The sequence below is a fragment of the Niveibacterium microcysteis genome (assembly GCF_017161445.1).
Taxonomy (GTDB): Bacteria; Pseudomonadota; Gammaproteobacteria; order Burkholderiales; family Rhodocyclaceae; genus Niveibacterium; species Niveibacterium microcysteis.
In genome coordinates this window covers 2,283,612-2,302,766 of sequence record NZ_CP071060.1, presented here as the reverse complement: position 1 = coordinate 2,302,766, position 19,155 = coordinate 2,283,612, and the positions used below count along the sequence as shown (strand labels likewise).

Here is a 19,155-nt window from a genome sequence, read left to right as displayed (position 1 = left end):
CCTGGCGCGAGATCGAACCTATGAATCCGGTTGCCGCTGCTGAACAAGCCATTCGCGATGCTGATCCTGACCTCGCGCTCAAGTACCTGCAGGACGGCGTCAGGGGCAACCCAGCCGATCCGAAGCTTCGCGTTTTCTTGTTCCAGCTACTCTCAGTCCAAGGGCAGTGGGATCGAGCTCTCAATCAGCTCAACGTTGCTGCAGAGCTCGACGCATCCACCCTTGCCATGGCGCAGATGTATCGCGAGGCGCTTCGTTGCGAAGCGTTGCGGAATGATGTGTTTGCGGGTCGTCGCTCCCCGCTCGTGTTTGGGATGCCGGAGCAATGGCTCGCGCTGCTAATTGAGTCTTTGCTCGCAGCCGGCCAAGGCGACGCGGCGCGTGCAACGGCCTTGCGAGAGCAGGCGTTCAACGATGCGCCGCCTTCGGCCGGCACGATTGACGGAGAGGCTTTCTCTTGGATTGCCGATGCTGACATGCGCCTTGGCCCGGTATGTGAGGCGGTCATCAACGGCAAGTACTACTTCGTTCCTTATTCGGCACTCGCGAAGATCGATATCGAGCCGCCGGAGGATCTGCGTGATCTCGTGTGGATGCCTGCGCACTTCTTGTTCACCAATGGCGGTGAAGCGGTTGGAGTGATTCCGACGCGCTACCCCGGTTCAGAGCAAGACCCAGACCCTTTGATCCGCCTGGCGCGGAAGACCGATTGGGTTGAGGTTTCCAACGGCGTATTCCATGGCCTCGGACAGCGGGTGCTGACGACAAACGTCAGCGAGAAACCGTTGATGAACATACGGGAAATCGCCTTTTCACCAACTGCGGTTGCGTAGGCATGGCCGAATTAACGCCGCTCGATCGGCTGCAACCAGCCTTGCTCGACCGCCTCACCGACGACGAGCCTAGCCAGCAGTCCGAAGCGCGGGAGCGACGCGTTTTGACGAAGAGCCAACTTCGATTCGCGGTGCTGCGCGATCTGGCTTGGCTCATGAACGCAACCCGTCTGTCGGCCACCGAGGATCTCTCGCTCTATCCGGACGTCGAGTCGTCCGTATTGAATTTCGGACTACCTGCATTCTCAGGCGAGACAGCATCAACCCTTGAAGTGGGCGACCTGGAACGCGCAATCCGCGAAGCCATCGTCCGCTTCGAACCGCGAATCCTTCCCGAAACGCTTCAGGTTGAGGCGGTTACGCAGGACAGCGTTCTGAATTGGCACAACATCGTGAGTGTTCGCATCTCTGCACAACTGTGGGCTCAGCCGGTACCGCTCGAATTGCTGCTGCGTACGGAAGTCGATCTCGAAACCGGCCAAGTGGAATTGGCCGATGCTAACGCCTAAGTAGCCCCATGGATCCTCGCCTGCTTCGCTACTACAACGACGAATTGCGGCATCTGCGCGAGATGGGCGCAGAGTTTGCCCAGCAGTTTCCGAAGATCGCCGGCCGGCTTGGCGTTGATGGCATCGAAGTGACTGATCCATACGTCGAGCGCTTGATGGAAGGCTTTGCCTTTCTCACATCGCGAGTCCAGCTCAAGCTGGACGCAGAGTTTCCGAGGTTCACCCAGCGTCTGCTCGAGATGCTGTACCCGCACTACCTGGCACCCACGCCGGCAATGTTGGTGGCGCAGTTGCAACCAGAGTTGGGCGACCCGAATTTGGGAACGGGGGTGATCATCCCTCGCGGCACTGCCTTACAAGGAGTCATCCCACGCAACGAGATTACGCCCTGTGAATTCACCACCGCTCAGGATGTGACGCTGTGGCCGCTCGAAGTGGTTGGCGCACGCTATTTCTCATTTGCGCCAGACATTCCCCTACCCCGCTTGCCCGCGGGCGCGCGCGTGAAAGGCGGGGTGCGGCTGCAGTTGCGGACCACCGCCGGTTTGAACTTCTCTGACCTGCTGACCAAGCAATTGCGCTTCTTTCTGGCAGGAGCTGATGAGGTCGCATACCGCCTTCACGAATTCATCGGCTCGAGCTGCCTGGGTGCAGTCGTTGCGCCACCGTCGGGCGCGCCGTCTTGGAGTGAATTCCTCGACTCGGATCAGGTTCAACTCGCCGGATTTGATGATGCCGACGCGCTTCTCCCGATATCGACTCGCTCCTTCGGTGGCTATCGTCTGCTGCAGGAATATTTTTCATTCCCGCAGCGCTACTTGTTCTTTGATGTCAGCGGACTCGCGCGGGCCTTCTCTCGATGCAAGGCTAACGAAGTTGAACTGATCCTGTTGTTCGGGCGGGGCGATGCTGCGCTGGAGGGGGTTGTCGAAGCCGCGAATTTCGCGCTGAACTGCACCCCAGCGATCAATCTCTTCTCCCGTCGCACCGACCGTATCCACCTTGACGACAGCAACCACGAATTTCAGGTCGTGGTGGACCGAACACGGCCGATGGACTTCGAGGTCTATGACCTTGTTGAAGTCACGGGCCACGGAACCGGCCCCGATAGTGAGCAGCGTTTCGAGCCTTTTTATGCAGATATCGGGGCGGCAGAAGCCGCATCGCACGGCTTTTATACGCTGCGCCGGGAGCCCCGCCTCTACTCCGAGAAGCAAAAGCGTGTTGGGGCAAGGTCGAGTTATATCGGCAGTGAGGTCTTTATCTCGCTGGTAGACCCGAACGAGGCTCCCTATCGCGCGGATCTGCGGCAGCTATCGCTGAAAGCGTTGTGCACGAACCGTGATTTGCCGATCCTGATGCCCTTCGGGCTGACCCGGAGTGACTTCACGCTGGACATCTCGGCACCCGTAACCGCAATCCGGGTCGTCAAGGGCCCCTCAAAACCCTACGCCGCTGTCGCCGATGGGGTGACGGCCTGGAAGCTGATTAGCCACCTTTCGCTCAACTACCTTTCGCTGCTTGATACGGACAAACAGTCAGGCGCCGCGGCTCTGCGCGAACTGCTCGAACTCTATGCCTCCACCAATGATGCTGGCATGCGACGCCAAATCGAAGGCGTTCGAGGGATCGAAAGCGTGCCCGTCGTAACCCGCTTGCCAATGCCGGGCCCGCTTTGCTTCGGCCGAGGCGTACAAATTGCCGTGACCGTCGATGAAATGGCCTTTGAGGGGGGCAGTGCGTTCTTGCTTGGCGCCGTGCTTGAGCGGTTCTTCGCCCGCCACGTCAGCCTGAACAGCTTCACCGAGACCGTGCTGCACTCGATGTCGCGCGGACAACTGATGCATTGGAGTGCGCGATGCGGCTTGCGACCGACGCTGTAAGGCAAGCGAGCCGCGATGCGCTGCTTGGGGCGATCGCGCAGGCTCCCTGGAAACACGACTTCTTCCAGGCCCTAAGGCGCTTGGAATGTCTGTATCCAGAGCGTCCACGCTGGGGGGCTGCGCTAAAGCCCGCGGAAGAGCCAATCCGGCTCGGGCAGGAACCCGCCATGTCCTTCGCGCCAGCAAGCCTCTCTGCGTTGGTTCGCCCAAGCAATGCCCCTACGCCACGACTCGAAGTGCGCTTCTTCGGGTTGTTCGGTCCAAACGGCCCGCTGCCGCTACACCTGACTGAGTACGCTCGCGGGCGTCTGATGAATGCCGGCGATCCAACTTTCGCCCGCTTCGCCGACATCTTCCACCACCGCTTGCTCACGCTCTTCTACCGTGCGTGGGCACAGGCGCAGCCAACGGTAAGCCTTGACCGCCCCGACGAAGATCGTTTCGGTTATCAGGTGGGCGCCCTTTTTGGCGTCGGCTTGCCATCGCTGCGTAACCGCGATGCGATGCCCGATTTTGCCAAGCTGCACCACGCGGGGCTGTTAAGCCGCCAGGTCAGGAATGCAGAAGGTCTCGCGAAGCTGGTATCTGGCACCTTCCGAATTCACGCCGAGGTCGAACAGTTTGTCGGTCACTGGATGACGATGGAAACGCGCGACCGCACGCGTCTAGGTGGAAATACCGCCCGCCTCGGGCGCAATGCGCTGGCGGGGCAACGAATCTGGGATCGCCAGCACAAATTCCGCCTGCATCTCGGTCCGCTATCGTTTGCGGAATACGCGGCGCTGCTTCCCGACACAGTCGGGATCTCGAAGCTTGCAGCCTGTGTGCGGAACTACACCGGTCACGAGTATGACTGGGATGCGCGGCTCACTCTGAAGCGCGGCGAGATTCCCAAGCTGGCGTTAGGTCGTCTAGGTCGCCTCGGCTTGAGTGGTTGGCTCGGATGCCAGCACCGAACAAAGGATGCGACCGATCTCGTTTTGGACGTCGAACGCCTCGTAAGGCGAAAGCGCAGCGCACCAGACGCATCCAAAGTCTGACTCCACAACCCTACACCCCACAGCGAGACAGCAATGAGTGAAATCAGTCGAGTTGCACTCTTCGGAAAACTGAACAGCCTGGGCTACAAGGCCATCGAGGGCGCCACGGTTTTCTGCAAACTCCGCGGCAATCCTTATGTGGAGCTTGTCCATTGGATTGCGCAGATCCTGCAGAACCCCGACTCGGACGTGCATCACATCGTGCGTCACTTTGAGTTGGATAGCGGCAAACTTGCTGGCGATATCACTGCGGCGCTGGACCGCTTGCCGAGGGGCTCCACAGCGATTTCCGACCTGTCGGAGCATGTGGAAAACGCTGTCGAGCGTGGCTGGGTCTATGGCTCGTTGCTGTTCAAGGACAATCAGGTACGAACAGGCCACCTGATTCTTGGCGCAATCAAAACGCCAAGCCTGCGTAACGCACTCTCCAGCATCTCCAAGCAGTTCGATCGCATCAAGCCAGACACCTTGAGCGACGACTTCGCGCGCATCGTTGCCGGATCGCCAGAAGACGGCGGAGTCCCGAGCGATGGCAGCGGCGCGCCTGGCGAAGCCAGCGGTGCCATCGCGCCGGCTGCGCTCGGCAAGCAGGAGGCGCTCAAGAAATTCACTGTTGACCTGACCGAGCAGGCTCGCGGCGGCAAGATGGATCCGATCGTTGGCCGTGACGACGAAATCCGCCAGGTTGTCGACATCCTGATGCGCCGGCGTCAGAACAATCCGATTCTGGTGGGCGAAGCCGGCGTCGGTAAGACCGCCGTTGTGGAGGGGTTTGCGCAGCGCATTGCCCGTGGCGACGTGCCGCCCAGCCTGAAGGATGTGGAGCTTCGTTCCCTTGACGTTGGCCTGCTGCAAGCCGGGGCCAGCATGAAAGGCGAGTTCGAACAGCGTCTGCGTTCCGTCATCGAAGAAGTCCAATCCAGTCCCAAGCCGATCATCCTTTTCATCGACGAGACGCACACCTTGGTAGGCGCCGGCGGCGCGGCCGGAACCGGTGACGCCGCCAACCTGCTGAAGCCCGCATTGGCGCGTGGCACTCTGCGGACGATTGGCGCAACGACGTTTGCCGAATACAAGAAGCACATCGAGAAGGACCCGGCACTTACACGGCGCTTCCAGACGGTGCAGGTCGACGAACCTGACGAGCCCAAGGCGATATTGATGATGCGCGGCGTCGCCTCAACGATGGAGCAACACCACAAGGTTCAGATTCTCGACGAAGCCCTTGAGGCCGCCGTCAAACTCTCGCATCGCTACATTCCTGCACGGCAATTGCCAGACAAGTCGGTAAGCCTCCTCGACACCGCATGTGCGCGCGTTGCAGTGAGCCTGCACGCCGTCCCCGCGGAGGTCGACGACAGCCGCAAGCGCATCGAGGGTCTGGAAACAGAGCTGGCGATCATTGGGCGCGAAAAGGCCATCGGCATCGATATCGGCAAGCGTGAGGTCGAAGCCAACGAGCTACTTGCCCACGAGCGAGAGCGGCTGGCCTCGCTAGAGACGCGCTGGAATGGCGAGCGTGAACTCGTTACGCAGTTGCTCGATCTGCGTGCCAAACTGCGCGCCGGCATCAAGCCGGTGGAAGGTACCGGCAGCAAGCTCGAAGCCGCCGCGGAGGCGGTTGCTGCAGAGAGCACAACCCCACCGACAGGTGACGATGCTGCCGCTGAGGCGGAACGCTTGACGCACCTCGAAACCCTCAAATCTGTGCAGCGGCAGCTCGCAGATTTGCAGGGTGAAAACCCGCTCATCCTGCCCACCGTTGACTACCAAGCCGTCGCGAGTGTTGTGGGCGACTGGACCGGTATCCCAGTTGGGCGCATGGCACGCAACGAAGTCGAGACAATTCTCAATCTTGCCAAGACGCTTGGCGAACGAGTCATTGGTCAAGACCACGCGATGGAGATGATCGCAAAGCGCATCCAGACTTCGCGTGCCGGTTTGGACAACCCGCAAAAGCCCATCGGCGTCTTCATGCTTGCTGGCACGTCTGGTGTCGGCAAGACGGAAACTGCACTGGCGCTGGCCGAGGCGCTCTACGGGGGCGAACAGAACCTCATCATCATCAACATGAGCGAATATCAGGAGGCGCACACCGTCTCCACGCTCAAAGGCGCCCCGCCCGGCTACGTCGGCTACGGGGAAGGCGGCGTGCTGACCGAAGCGGTGCGCCGCAAGCCCTATTCCGTCGTGCTACTCGATGAAGTGGAGAAGGCCCACCCGGATGTCCACGAGATCTTCTTCCAGGTATTCGACAAGGGGTTCATGGAAGATGGCGAAGGCCGTTTCATCGACTTCAAGAACACGCTGATCCTGCTGACCACCAATGCCGGCACCGAAATGATCGCAGGCATGTGCCGCGATCCGGAATTGCTGCCAGATCCGGAAGGCCTCGCCAAGGCATTGCGTGAGCCACTTCTGAAGATCTTCCCGCCCGCCCTACTCGGCCGCTTGGTGACGATTCCCTACTACCCGCTTTCGGACGAGATGCTCGGCAAGATCGTCAAGCTGCAACTCAACCGCATTAAGAAGCGCGTTGAAGCGCGCTACAAGATTCCGTTCGAATACTCGGACGACGTTGTCAAGCTGGTGGTCTCGCGCTGCACTGAGAGCGAGTCCGGTGGGCGGATGATCGACGCGATTCTGACTAACACCATGCTGCCGGATATCTCGCGCGAATTCCTTACCCGAATGATGGAAGGCACACCGATCCAACGGGTACGCGTCGGAACGGAGAGTGGAGACTTCAAATACGAGTTCTGAGCCCTCAACTCGCTTTCTCGTTCGTCGAGCGATCCCGTGGTCCGACGGGCCGCTCCGTGTCCAGACTGAAACTTAAATGAGGATGCCGCCATGCCCTTCAAATTTGATGGTTTTTCGATCCCTCAACAGCAACAACTGATTGCGGCGACAATGGTTCTCAAGGCCGCATCGGCGGCGGCGAAGGACGCCCTGCTTTCGGGTGACCTTACGGCCTTCAGCAAGTGGTTTGATAGCACCGGAAAGAACGCTCACCTGATGAAGGTGGCAAGCATCGTCAAGGAAATCGACGAAGCGATCCAGAAGCGTCCAATCACCTTTGCAGACGCTACGGGGAACGCGATCGACAAGCAGGAAGGTGGGCTTTGCGGCTACGTCTGGAAGATCCGTAACGACGGCCCGGGTGACCAGTTCAGCCGAACCATCCATGCCGGTAGCGGTATGCGCGTACTCATGGTCCCCAAAACGCATAACGGGAACATCAACGATCTCGCGGAGACCATGTATCACGAACTCTCACACAAGGTTGGCGGTACGACCGATCTCAGCTACAAGGTCGATGTCTGCTTGAGTTATGCGGCAAACGACCCGCAGAAGGCGGCCCTGAATGCGGAGAACTACAACCGTTTTCTGGGTGAGTTCATACGCTAAGGCCGGAAAGGTGGCTTAGAACGCGTTGCCACCACCACAGTTTCCTCGCACGAGAGGCCAGTAACGCTAGGCAGAGATGGCGAGTTTTGAGGAGCATCTCCGCCGCCAGTCGCGATGGTCTGGCCCAGACGTGCGACTGGCTGAGCTTGCGTCTGGAGAACAACCGTAGCGTTGCGCATTCCAATCGACCGAATCTGAATTTCTGATCTGTAAGCCGACCCGGGGGAATCTCAGCCTTGAATACGAGTGAACGTCTGGCTCCTCCTCCATCCGGTGCAGAGGCGGAAGTGGCTACTGAGTTGAACCTTGAAGAAGCCATTGCATACGCGGTAGCGCTGCATCGTCAGCGTCGGCTTGATCCGGCAGAGGCGCTGTATCGCCGAATACTGGAGGTTGCTCCTGAACACCCCGATGTGCTGCATTTTCTCGGCGTTCTTACTAATCAGAAAGGGCGCCCTGACGAGGCGATAGCGCTTATTGAGCAAGCCATCGCGATGGTCCCGGACTTCCCAGACTTTCACAACAACCTCGGCAATATCCTCGCCCTTGCCGGTCGACTCGACGAGGCCGAACGACACTACCGACGTGTACTCGAACTGCGACTGGAGACCCCGGACACGCTATCCAACCTCGCAACGCTTTGCCGGGCGCAGGATCGCTTCGGGGAAGCCGAAGCCTTGCTGAACACTGCGCTCAGCATCGCGCCAGATCACCTCAAGTCGCTCAATAATTTCGGACTTCTTTGCGATCAGCTTGAACGCCACGACGACGCGATCGGCTACTACTCGCGGGCCATTTCTTTGATGCCGCAGCACGCGGATGGCCACCATCTTCTCGGAGCACTCTATTTCACACAGGGGCGCCTACAGGAAGCGGCAGATGTCTACCGCCACTGGATGGAGGTCATGCCCGACCACCCTACCCCACGCCATATGTACGCCGCCTGCAGCGGTATCGACGTGCCCGTACGTGCAGCGGACGACTATGTGGAGCGGACCTTCGACCTTTTCGCAGAGAGCTTCGAGCAGCAACTCCAACAGAAACTCTCATATCGCGCGCCGGAGCTTGTCGCGGAGGCAAGCGCCAGAGTGTTACCCGCACCGTGTCACGCGTTGGATGTGCTGGATGCGGGTTGCGGAACCGGCCTCTGCGGTCCGCTGTTCAAGCCATGGGCGCGGCGCATGGTTGGGGTGGATCTATCATCGGGAATGCTTCAGAAAGCCACTGGCAAGGCCTGCTATGACGAGCTGATCAAAGCCGAACTGACTTCATGGATCGCGGCCCATCCAGTGCAGTTCGATTTGATCGTATCCGCCGATACGCTGTGCTACTTTGGATCGCTTGCCGAACCCATTCAGGCGGCTGCGCGAGCATTGCGCGGTGGAGGCGTACTCACATTCAGCGTCGAGGCAACCGACGAGTCCATTGCGGACGAAGGGCATAAAATCAATCCGCACGGGCGCTACAGCCACACGGTTGGCCATATCGAAGCATGCTTGCGCGCGTCCGGTTTCGAGCGATGTTCCATCGATTCTGCGATCCTGCGGACGGAGAACGGCAAGCCGGTCGAAGGCCTAGTGGTGGTCGCCCGCAAGCCACAGAATTGAGTCGAACATTGGCCAAACTTCTTGAGGCTCAACCCGCAATAGAACCGATGTGCGCTGAGCACGCCGGGAGGAATCAATGCAGCTAGACAGCTTCGTGGAGATCACCTCACCACTGAGGGGGGATCTGCTCTTCCGGTCGATGCAAGGCCACGAAGAGCTCAGTCGGCTTTTCCAGTATCAGGTTGTCGTGCTCTCACAGAAAGAGCAGATTGAACTCAACGATCTGATCGGGAAAACCGTCACCATCAAGGTCCAGGTCGCCGAGCGCAAATTCCGGGAGTTCAGCGGGTTTGTCACTGCAATGGCACAAACCGGCATTGAAGGCCGTTTTCACCGCTATCAGCTCACGGTACGCCCGTGGGCTTGGCTCTTGTCACGCACGGCTGACTGCAGAATTTTTCAACAGAAGAGCATTCCAGACATCATCAAAGCGGTATTTGCCGACCACGCCGTAGCAGATGTCGAGTATTCGCTCTCCGATTCGTATCCGACACGCGAATACTGCGTGCAGTATCGCGAGACGGACCTCGGGTTCGTATGCCGGCTGATGGAACAGGAAGGGATCTACTTCTACTTCAAGCATGCAAACGGCCGGCACACGATGGTGGTGACGGACTCGTACGCCGGACACCGCGCACAACCTGGCTTCGAGACGGTCGATTTCGTCCCGCATTCCGATCGCGGTGTCGAGGCGCGCCCCGGCTTGCGCGGCTGGCGTCTGCAACGCGAGATTCAGCCGTCAAAATACGCCGTTACCGACTTCGACTTCACAAAACCGGGGGCCAATCTCCTGGCGAGCAAGGCCGGTTCGATTCCGGGAAAACACGCGCAGGCGGATCACGAGGTTTTTGACTATCCGGGCGAATATGTCGCGCGCTCCGAGGGTGAGCGACTGGCGCGCGTGCGCATCGAAGAACTACGTCACCAATACGAAGTCTGCAGCGGCAACGGCAATGTGCGTGGGCTCACCACGGGCGCGCTGTTCAAACTCGCGGAATATCCGCGCGAGGATCAGAACCGTGAGTACCTGATCATTGGCGCGAGCTACGCGATCGAGCATGCGGGCCATGAGTCGACGGACGACGAGGGTGATCGTTTCGAAGTATCGATCACAACGATTCCGAGTCGCCAGCCTTACCACCCGCCGCGTACAACGCCGAAACCGTTTGTACAAGGCCCGCAAACCGCGATTGTGGTCGGCCCCTCAGGCGACGAAATCTATACCGACCAATACGGCCGCGTAAAAGTGAAGTTCCACTGGGATCGCTATGCAACCGGCGACGAAAACAGCTCGTGCTGGATTCGCGTATCACACCCCTGGGCCGGCAAGAACTGGGGCATGGTGGCGATTCCGCGTATCGGTCAGGAAGTCATTGTCGAGTTCCTGGAGGGCGACCCGGATCGCCCGATCATCACCGGCCGCGTCTACAACGCCGAGCAAATGCCTCCGTACGAGCTTCCGGCAAACATGACGCAAACCGGTATCAAGACCCGCTCAACCAAGCAGGGCGGGCCGGCCAACTTCAACGAGATCCGATTCGAGGACAAGAAAGGCGAGGAACAGGTCTACATCCACGCCGAGAAGAATCAGGACATCGTTGTCGAGAACGACGAGACCCATCAGGTTGGACACGATCGCACGAAAACGATCGGCAACGACGAGACCACACACGTCAAGCACGACCGAACCGAGACTGTCGATAACAACGAGACAATCACGATCGGGGTCAATCGTACGGAATCGGTTGGCAAGAACGAGTCCGTCACCATCGGCGCCGAGCGCACCCTCGATGTCGGCGCCAACGCAAGCACCACGATCGCCAAGAACAGAAGTATTTCAGTCGGCGCTGATGAGTCACACGATGTGGGTGCGAATCGCCAACGCAACGTCGGGAAGAATGAAACGATCAACATTGGCGCTGATCTGAGCGAAACGGTAAGCAAGAACGTCACCGTCAGCATCGGCGAAAACCAGTCCGTATCGGTCGGCAAGGACGCGCAGGCTCAGGTTGGCAAGAAGTACTACCTTGAGGCGGGCGATGAAATCACCCTCAAGACAGGTGATGCGAGCATCACGCTGAAGAAGGACGGCACGATCACGATCAAGGGCAAGGACATTACGATTCAGGGCAGCGGCAAGATCGGCGTCAAAGCATCGGGCGACCTGGTGATGAAGGGCTCCAAGATTGCGAACAACTAGCAGGACACGAATGCTGTCTGGTGTTCCGGGCCTCCACGGTATGGAAGTCAGTTTGAGCGACACCCAAATCCCACGGGCCTTGAGTGGTCGATGCGTTTCTTCAAACCGCCAGCAACCTACGGAACACGATGCTTCAAGTCGATAACCGTACACCCTTTGCCGCGCTGCTTTCGGTCTTCCCGGCTCCATCCGGGGTAGAGACCGCATACGGTGCGGTCAAGATCACGTACGACCTCTCGACAGGCCGGCCGGTGCCCTCGCCCCGCCAAGCCGGGTTCCTTGCGGCCGACGTCTATTGGGCCGACCCCGCGGAGAGCTCGCTGCGTGCGGCGGGCGACGTTACACTGCTTAAACCATCGACGGATGTCATGTTGATCGGCCGAGCCGTCTCGATCACCGGGCCCGTACCAGCGATGGATGTGCGTATGCAGGTGGGGTCGGTGCAGCAAGCGCTGCGCGTAACCGGCGACCGTGTCTGGCTCCGCGACGGAAAGGCTTGGCGTGTTAGCGAGCCTCTACCGTTCGATCGCATGCCCTTGCGTTGGGAGTTTGCCTTCGGCGGCAGTTCGCCCGCCGATCCAAATCATCCGTTGGAAAATGAGCCCCGCAATCCAGTGGGCCGTGGGTTCGTCGCCTCATGGGAAACCGAACTTGAAGGGCGTCCGCTTCCGAATATCGAAGACCCGGGCAACCTGATGACGACGCCGTACGACCGCCCGACGCCGGTAGGCTTCGCCCCGCTCGCTCCGGCTTGGCTAGGGCGTCGCCAGTACGCGGGCACTTACGATGCCGCTTGGCAAAAAGGCCGCGCCCCACATCTCCCGCTGGATTTCGATCCACGCTTCCTTCACGCGGCGCCCTCTACGCTCGTACCCGCGAGGCGCTTCGTTGGCGGCGAGCCAGTGGCCTTGCATGGTGTAGCCGCCAGCACGCTAGCGTTCGATCTTCCAACTCCTGACGTTGAACTTGCGTTTGACTTTGCCGGCGCAGAAATCGCTGCGGAGGCGCATCTCGACACGATCTTGTTTGAGCCCGATCTCGCTCGCATGCAGATGGTGTGGCGCGCCCCGCTGGTGGTGGACAAACGTCTGCTGAAGCTCAAACGCTTCCAGGTAAGCAACCCGCGAGGTGCGAGGCGATGAAATGCGCAATCCTGGCTGCTGGCTGCATTACCCCGGGCGGATTGACGCTTGCCGAAACCGCAGCGAGCACCCGTGCTCGCGTAGCCCGCTTGAAAGCAATTGACTGGCTCGACCGTCGATTCGATGCATTCGTGGTTGGGCGCGTCTCCGACGATGGCCTACCGGAACTCAATGCTGCCCTCGCGGCGCAAATGCGTCCGAGCCGGGAGTCGCGGATGCTCCAGTTGGCGCACGCGGCGTTGGCTGATGTCGTCCGCGATTTGCCGCCGCAAATTGAGGCGCCCCCTCTACTGCTCGCGTTGCCGGAACATCACACCACCATCGCCATTGAGCCCACACGCTTTCTGCAACGGCTGGCCCTTCAGGCCGGCCCCTGCTTTGACCTTGGCAACAGTATTGCCGCACCACGCGGACGTGCCGCGGGGGTAATGGCAATCAAGCAAGCGCTACAGCGCATCGAAAGCGGTCAGTCCAAATTTGTCCTGGTCGGTGGCGTCGATAGCCTTGTCGATCTCCACTTGCTGGGAACGTTCGATCGCGAGGATCGCATCCGCGGCGAGACCATCAGTGACGGTTTCTCGCCTTCTGAAGGCGCTGCTTTTGTTCTGCTTGGCGATGCAGACACCACTCGAGCCTACGGCATCCCGGCATTGGCCCACGTAAATGCAGCGGCGATCGGTCAGGAGCCGGGCCATCTGTATTCTGACGAACCGTATCTCGGCGAGGGGCTTGCTAGCGCTGTAAGCAGTGCGATCGACGCGGCAGAGCTCCCGACGCAAATCGCGAGCGTTTTCTGCACCTTCAACGGCGAGCGCTACTGGGCCCGAGAGTTCGGTGTAGCACGCATCCGGAACGCCGCAGCCTTTGCGGACGATGCCGCTATGGAGCACCCCGCCGAGTGCTTTGGCGACCTTGGCGCGGCCCACGGTGTCGCACTTGCGGCACTTGCCGCACATGGCATCGCGCGGGGCTACCGACGCGCACCAGCGCTGGTCTATGCTTCATCCGACCACGCCGATCGCGCCGCAGCCATCCTGGATCGCGCCGCATAATCAGCCGGAGTAACCGTCGATGCCATGCACCGTTCACAACATCCAAGGGTTCGCCCACAAAGGCAGCGGAGGGATGAGCATGGTATTTCCCGACGTCTGCAAGACGCCTGCCCCACCTGCGCCGCCAATTCCGATTCCGTATCCAAACATCGGCAAGTCCGCCGATACCACCTCGGGCACCTCGACGGTCAAGGCCGACGGCAACATGGTGATGGTCAAGGGCGCAAAGTACATGATGAGCGCCGGTGACGAACCGGGCACGGTCGGTGGCGTCATGAGCGGCACCTTCAAGCAGGAGTGCGAATTCCTGATGTACTCCTTCAATGTGATGCTGGACGGCAAGAACGTGTGCCGCATGGGTGACCCGCTCTGGCACAACAAGAAGAACATCTGCGGGTGATGGTATGACGCAGGTTGGCATGCGGACACCAGCCGATCGTGGCAATGGCGAATCGCCGCAGCCTTCCCGCGCGGCAAAGCATTGGAAAGCGCAATACGTCCACACTCTACCGAGCAGAGGCTGACAAGCCATGACAAAACAGAACAGCAGCGTCGTCGCACTTCCGGTCAATGGCCCTCGCCCGGCACCCGGTACCCGCCGTTGCAGCCTCACGCAGATCTCGGAAGACGGCACGCTTTGGGTGCGCGATGAAGCTTGGGCGGAGCGCCCTTGCGACTGGCTGGATACCCACGCATTGCGAGTCGACGCACTCAACGTGGGTGACACCGTGCTCGTCCAGTTCTTTGATGGTGACGCGCGCGGCGTCGTACTCGGCCGCGTTGGTCCGTACCGCGCACCTTCGCCGGCCGCCCGATTCACGCTTGAAGCGACCGAGGTGCTCACGCTCAAATGTGGCGATGCGACACTCGATCTGCGTGCCGACGGCAAGGCCGTGTTGAAGGGCGACGATGTATTGATACGCGCGCGTGGCCTGCAGCGCATCAAAGCCGGCAGTGTCTCGATCAACTGAAACCATGCGCACGACGCCGCTGATTCGTCGTAGGGAATTCATTCCGGAGCTCGCCCAAACCCACGCGGAAGAGCTTGCCTATCTATGGCATCGCCGTCGTTCCGCGATTCGGTCATCCACACTCACGATCAGAGACTTCGGTGACTTGAACGAACGCATCGAAGCCCACCTCGAAGGGCTTCTGCTTTGTGCTGCTTCACTACCGGAAGTTGTCGGCGAACGGCTGGGTCTCGACGACCGCGATGAGGTGTTTGCGGGGGCATGGCCCCTGCTACGCAGCGGAAGCCCCGAGGCCGCGAAGACTGTTCTATCGGCCTTTGCCGTCGCCCAAGGCGCGCGACTGTATGGGTTGCGTGATGCGCTGGGTATGGCTTCCCAGCTGCACACCGAAGCCACCCTGCGTGCCGCGTTATCACACGGCAGCCCTGCGCACGCTGCCGCCGCCGCCCTCGCGCTTGCGATGCAGCGCCGACTTGATCCGGCCGACTCACGCCTCGCTCGTCTGCTAGACGACCCTACCCCGGCGATCGCAGTGCAAGCCTGGCAAGCGTTGCTTCAAGTCGACACGGCGGCGAATCCCATCCCGCGGCCCTACGCTGCGGCAATCGGCCACGAGAACCCGGAACTCCGTGCGGCCGCGCTGGAGGCTGGCATATGGCGTGGCGAACCCTGGGCGCCGACGGTTATACGCAAGCTTGCGGAAGCCGGTAACGCACTCGGCCTTGAATGGTTCATGGCAGTGGGTGATGCGACCGGCGCGGAGGGCCTGCTGAAAGCCCTCGCGCCCCAAGCGAACGCGAGGCACTGCAAACTCGCCTCGCGTAGCGGACATCCAGCCGCAATCCAGAATCTGCTCGAATGGATGTCGAGCGAAGACCCTTCAGCCGCTGCGGATGCGGGCGCAGGTTGGTTTCGCGTCACTGGCTTTGACGTCGAGGGCGAGCGGGCAAGCGTGCCGGTCGGACCGGAGGCGGACGAAATCGATCGCGAATTCGCTCCGGAGGTCCGTCTGCCCGATCTGGCGCGGGCACGGCAGCAATGGGCAGCAAACGGTGCCCGTTGGCTTGCCGGCGCACGTTGGTGCCGTGGCCATGACATTGGCGTCAGCCTGTCCTCGGCCGCACAGCGGACAATCGACCTGGAGGCCAGATGGGACTTTGGCGCCCGCGCAGCGCTCGCGGGCGCGCGCGTATTTCCGCCGCCGCCAGCCATTTAGCGACAAGATCACTTTATTCAGCGAGCAAGACTTCAAGCTATGCGTCTCACGGTACTGACCTTCAAAGGTTCGCCACCACCAAGCCCAATTCAGGTTGAGTTTGGCCCTCAGGGAGGATCGATCGGGCGGGAGCCGGGGAACCATCTGGTGTTGCCCGACCCGGAACGACACATCTCACGCCTCCACGCGCAAGTGCTCTGCGAAGGCGGCGTCTTCTTGATCGAGGATCACGGCGGCAACCCCACCCTGATCAACGGTCGGCCCGTCGGGCGCGGAAATCGACAGCCAGTCAACGATGGCGACACGCTCGCAATTGGTGGCTATGAGTTGCGTGCCGAGGCGACCCGGGCGCCGGCACCGTTCGTCACACCGGTCAACACCCCTACCATCGCAAGCGACCCCTTGGGGCTCTTTGGTGGGGGGCCAAGTTCGGATCCGTTCGCTACACCGTCGCCAACCCCAGTGGTTGCCATCCCGCCGTCGCAGGCCGCGCGTCAAGCTGCGCCGATCGACGACCCGTTCGCGGTCTTCATGGCGGCTGCGCCCGCGCCAACGCCTGCGCCGGCCGTTCAAGCCCCGATGGCGGACCCGTTTGCGCCTCCGCCTCCCCCGCCGAAACCGGCACCACCGCTGGGGATGGATCTCAACCTTGCGCCTGCAGCCAGCGTGGACGATCTATTCGGACTGGGCCCGACGAACTCAGCATCCGATCCATTCGCGGGCACGGCACTTTCAGCGCATAGTGCGCCGCCAGCCGCCAGCAGCAACGCGGCCGATCCCTTGGCGCTATTTGGCGCTGCACCCGCAGCCGGCCCCACGCCGGCACCGCTTCGCGACGACGCGCCGATGCTGGCCGAGAATTTCACGCCGCCGAAACCAATCATCCCCACAGCAGCCCCTGTTCCAGCAGCGCAAGCGCAAGTAGCCGCACCAGCCTCGCCCACAGGCGACGCCACGCCACCGGCGGGCATCGTTGTGTCCTGGACCGAGTCACCGCTCCAGGCGTCTACGCCGACGCCGCCAGACACCCATGAACGGGTCGTTCCCGGCCCGGCCGCCGCGCCGGGGGTATCGGTACGCATAGAACCGGCGATAGTCGCGCCCATGGCCCCACCGGCACCAGCGCCAGCTGCACCAGTATCGCCACCGGCGATGGCAGCGAAAACGCCTGCGCCTGGCGCGGCGCCGGACGAGCTGCTTGCTGCATTCCAGCGGGGTCTTGGTTTCCCGCTGCAGTTGCCGGAGGGCATGACACCGGACCGCATGGAACAGATCGGGCGCGTGCTGCGCGAGTCCGTATCGGGCACGATGGCCTTGCTGACAGCGCGCGCGCTCACCAAACGAGAGATCCGTGCGGAAGTGACGATGATCGTCAGCAAGGAGAACAACCCCCTCAAATTTGCGCCGGATGTCGAGTTCGCGCTCGTCCAGCTCCTGGCACCGCAGGGGCGTGGTTTCATGGAGCCCGTTAAGGCCATGCGCGACGCCTATGACGACCTGCGCTCACATCAGTTCGGTTTCATGGCGGGCATGCGCGCAGCGCTAACCGGCGTGCTCGAACGCTTCAAACCCGAACAGCTTGAGGGGCGGATCAGCGACCGCGGCTTCCTTGACAACGTCCTGCCTGGATCACGGAAGGCGCGCCTTTGGGATCTCTACGAACAGCACTACGCCGACATCTCCCGCGAAGCGGAGGATGATTTCCAGAATCTCTTCGGGCGCGCGTTCCTGCGCGCGTATGAAGAGCAGATCGATCGACTCGCGTCCGAACCCGGTCGCGATTGACGCAACGGCGGAGCTATTGATGCTCAAGCTCGAGACAGCGTACCTGACCGACCCCGGAGGCCGTTCGCGCAATGAGGACGCGTGCGGTTATTGGAGCTCCGAGACACGAGGTTGCTGGGTCGTTTCCGACGGTGCAGGCGGCCACGGCAGCGGCGATATGGCCTCGCGCCTGGTGGTCAGCCGCATTCTGGAAGCCTTCTCGGCGGACCCGGCGATCAGTTCCGATCGCGCCGTTGAACTGTTGCGCGGCGCAAACGATGCGGTCATTCACGCCAAGAGAAGTGGTGCGACGCAGGACGACATGCACGCCACGGCCGCGATGCTGTTGATCGATCGCGAGCGGGACGAGGCCATCTGGGGGCATGCAGGCGACACCCGCATTTACCTGTTCCGCGACGGCAGGGTCGCCTACTGCACACGCGACCACAGCCTGGTTCAAAACCTCATCGACGCCGGCTATGGCACCACTGAGATGATTCGCAGCCATCCGCAGCGAAGCCTGCTGACTTCGGCGATCGGCTCGGCCGAGGCAATTGAACTGTCGGTAGCAGGCACGCCGCTCAAGATTCAGTCGGGCGACACATTCCTCATGTGCACTGACGGATGGTGGGAGTATGTTGAAGAAACAGACATGCTCTGTCTGCTTGAACTGGCGAGCACCCCCGCCCACTGGCTAAGCTTGATGAGTGAGGCGCTGCGCGCCAAAGTAAGTAGCGGCAACGATAACTTCACCGCTGTATGCGTCGTTGTCGGTTCGGGGGAGCCGACAACAACGATCATCATGCCGGACAGCACGCCGGCCGAGTGACACGCCTTTCCCGGAGCGAAAACATGACAACACGAATCCGAATCCTGAGTGCTGCAATAGTCCCGATCTTCCTTGGCAGTTGCGCGAGCATGGACGAAAAGACCCAAGGCGCGATGATCGGCGCGGCAATCGGCTGTGCGGCTGGCGCCGTTCTTGCACAGGTCACCTCGAACGACCCGGGCACGGCATGCGCAGCCGGCGCAGTGGTTGGCGGCTTGATTGGCTACCAGCGCGCGCGGAGCCACGAGATCGAGGAAGCGCAAAAAGCCGCGCAGGCGACGACAACGGTTGAAGGTGCGAAGGCTGCGCCGGTGCAAACCGATGTCGTGCAGGTCACCGATAAGGAGACCGGGAAAACGGAATCCGTAAAGGCGTTCAAGTCGGTTTCAGTCGATATCCCCCTCAGTCAGGTCAATACGGCAGACGGCCGGGAAGCGATGCGCAAGTTGAACGACTACGCCCGTAAAGTCGCAACCGATCGGGGCGAGACGGTCGAGATGACGATCGCGATGCCGCCGGACAAAGCGGGCCGCAGCAAGGTCGCCGCACAGCAGACGCGCGAAGCGGCTGGCAAGGGCGCGGTGGTGCGCAGTGTGGTAACCGATCCGCGCACACCGAGCAACGTGCAACGCGTCACCATCGAGGTTAAGAATCCGGCGCGGATTGAAGTGTAAACGCCCGCATCCTGCGCCATCGCA

16 protein-coding genes are annotated in these 19,155 nt (G+C 61.0%); all 16 read left to right on the top strand.

Features of this window, described 5'->3' with window-relative positions; translation table 11 throughout:
• Positions 1 to 20 precede the first annotated feature (20 nt).
• Positions 21 to 833 carry a type VI secretion system accessory protein TagJ gene (locus tag JY500_RS10425; protein WP_206256301.1) on the top strand — a complete coding sequence of 271 codons (813 nt, stop codon included), beginning with the start codon at positions 21 to 23 and terminating at the stop codon, positions 831 to 833.
• Between the two features lie 41 nt (positions 834 to 874).
• Positions 875 to 1,342 carry a type VI secretion system baseplate subunit TssE gene (tssE, locus tag JY500_RS10420; protein ID WP_246479869.1) on the top strand — a complete coding sequence of 156 codons (468 nt, stop codon included), beginning with the start codon at positions 875 to 877 and terminating at the stop codon, positions 1,340 to 1,342.
• An 8-nt stretch (positions 1,343 to 1,350) separates the two neighbouring features.
• Entirely contained in the window at positions 1,351 to 3,225 is a 1,875-nt protein-coding gene (gene tssF / locus JY500_RS10415; protein ID WP_206256299.1) for a type VI secretion system baseplate subunit TssF, read from the top strand.
• A complete protein-coding gene (gene tssG, locus JY500_RS10410; protein WP_206256298.1) occupies positions 3,201 to 4,265 on the top strand; it encodes a type VI secretion system baseplate subunit TssG in 1,065 nt (354 codons plus the stop codon). Before tssF ends, tssG begins: the two co-directional genes overlap by 25 nt.
• Positions 4,266 to 4,298: 33 nt before the next feature.
• Entirely contained in the window at positions 4,299 to 7,028 is a 2,730-nt protein-coding gene (gene tssH, locus JY500_RS10405) for a type VI secretion system ATPase TssH (RefSeq protein WP_206256297.1), read from the top strand.
• A 90-nt stretch (positions 7,029 to 7,118) separates the two neighbouring features.
• On the top strand, positions 7,119 to 7,676 hold the full coding sequence (locus JY500_RS10400) for a M35 family metallo-endopeptidase (protein ID WP_172199771.1): 558 nt from the start codon (positions 7,119 to 7,121) through the stop codon (positions 7,674 to 7,676).
• Between the two features lie 236 nt (positions 7,677 to 7,912).
• Entirely contained in the window at positions 7,913 to 9,283 is a 1,371-nt protein-coding gene (locus tag JY500_RS10395; protein WP_206256296.1) for a tetratricopeptide repeat protein, read from the top strand.
• Between the two features lie 76 nt (positions 9,284 to 9,359).
• Positions 9,360 to 11,483, top strand: coding sequence for a type VI secretion system Vgr family protein (locus JY500_RS10390; protein WP_206256295.1), 2,124 nt, complete (start codon positions 9,360 to 9,362; stop codon positions 11,481 to 11,483).
• Positions 11,484 to 11,611: 128 nt separating this feature from the next.
• Positions 11,612 to 12,625 (top strand): DUF2169 family type VI secretion system accessory protein, encoded by a 1,014-nt coding sequence (locus JY500_RS10385; RefSeq protein ID WP_206256294.1) that lies wholly within the window; start codon positions 11,612 to 11,614, stop codon positions 12,623 to 12,625.
• Positions 12,541 to 13,677, top strand: coding sequence for a beta-ketoacyl synthase N-terminal-like domain-containing protein (locus JY500_RS10380; RefSeq protein ID WP_206256293.1), 1,137 nt, complete (start codon positions 12,541 to 12,543; stop codon positions 13,675 to 13,677). Before JY500_RS10385 ends, JY500_RS10380 begins: the two co-directional genes overlap by 85 nt.
• Positions 13,678 to 13,756: 79 nt before the next feature.
• Complete coding sequence (locus tag JY500_RS10375) at positions 13,757 to 14,077, top strand: DUF4150 domain-containing protein (protein WP_246479868.1); 321 nt, start codon at positions 13,757 to 13,759, stop codon at positions 14,075 to 14,077.
• Positions 14,078 to 14,207: 130 nt separating this feature from the next.
• Positions 14,208 to 14,648 carry a hypothetical protein gene (locus JY500_RS10370; RefSeq protein ID WP_172199753.1) on the top strand — a complete coding sequence of 147 codons (441 nt, stop codon included), beginning with the start codon at positions 14,208 to 14,210 and terminating at the stop codon, positions 14,646 to 14,648.
• 145 nt (positions 14,649 to 14,793) lie between these two features.
• The gene (locus JY500_RS10365; RefSeq protein ID WP_206256292.1) at positions 14,794 to 15,864 is read left to right on the top strand and encodes a hypothetical protein; all 1,071 of its coding nucleotides are present in this window, start codon (positions 14,794 to 14,796) and stop codon (positions 15,862 to 15,864) included.
• A gap of 39 nt (positions 15,865 to 15,903) precedes the next feature.
• Complete coding sequence (tagH, locus tag JY500_RS22365) at positions 15,904 to 17,649, top strand: type VI secretion system-associated FHA domain protein TagH (protein ID WP_343073481.1); 1,746 nt, start codon at positions 15,904 to 15,906, stop codon at positions 17,647 to 17,649.
• Positions 17,650 to 17,668: 19 nt separating this feature from the next.
• On the top strand, positions 17,669 to 18,457 hold the full coding sequence (locus JY500_RS10355) for a PP2C family protein-serine/threonine phosphatase (RefSeq protein ID WP_206256290.1): 789 nt from the start codon (positions 17,669 to 17,671) through the stop codon (positions 18,455 to 18,457).
• A 23-nt stretch (positions 18,458 to 18,480) separates the two neighbouring features.
• Complete coding sequence (locus JY500_RS10350; RefSeq protein WP_246479867.1) at positions 18,481 to 19,131, top strand: glycine zipper domain-containing protein; 651 nt, start codon at positions 18,481 to 18,483, stop codon at positions 19,129 to 19,131.
• Positions 19,132 to 19,155 lie beyond the last annotated feature (24 nt).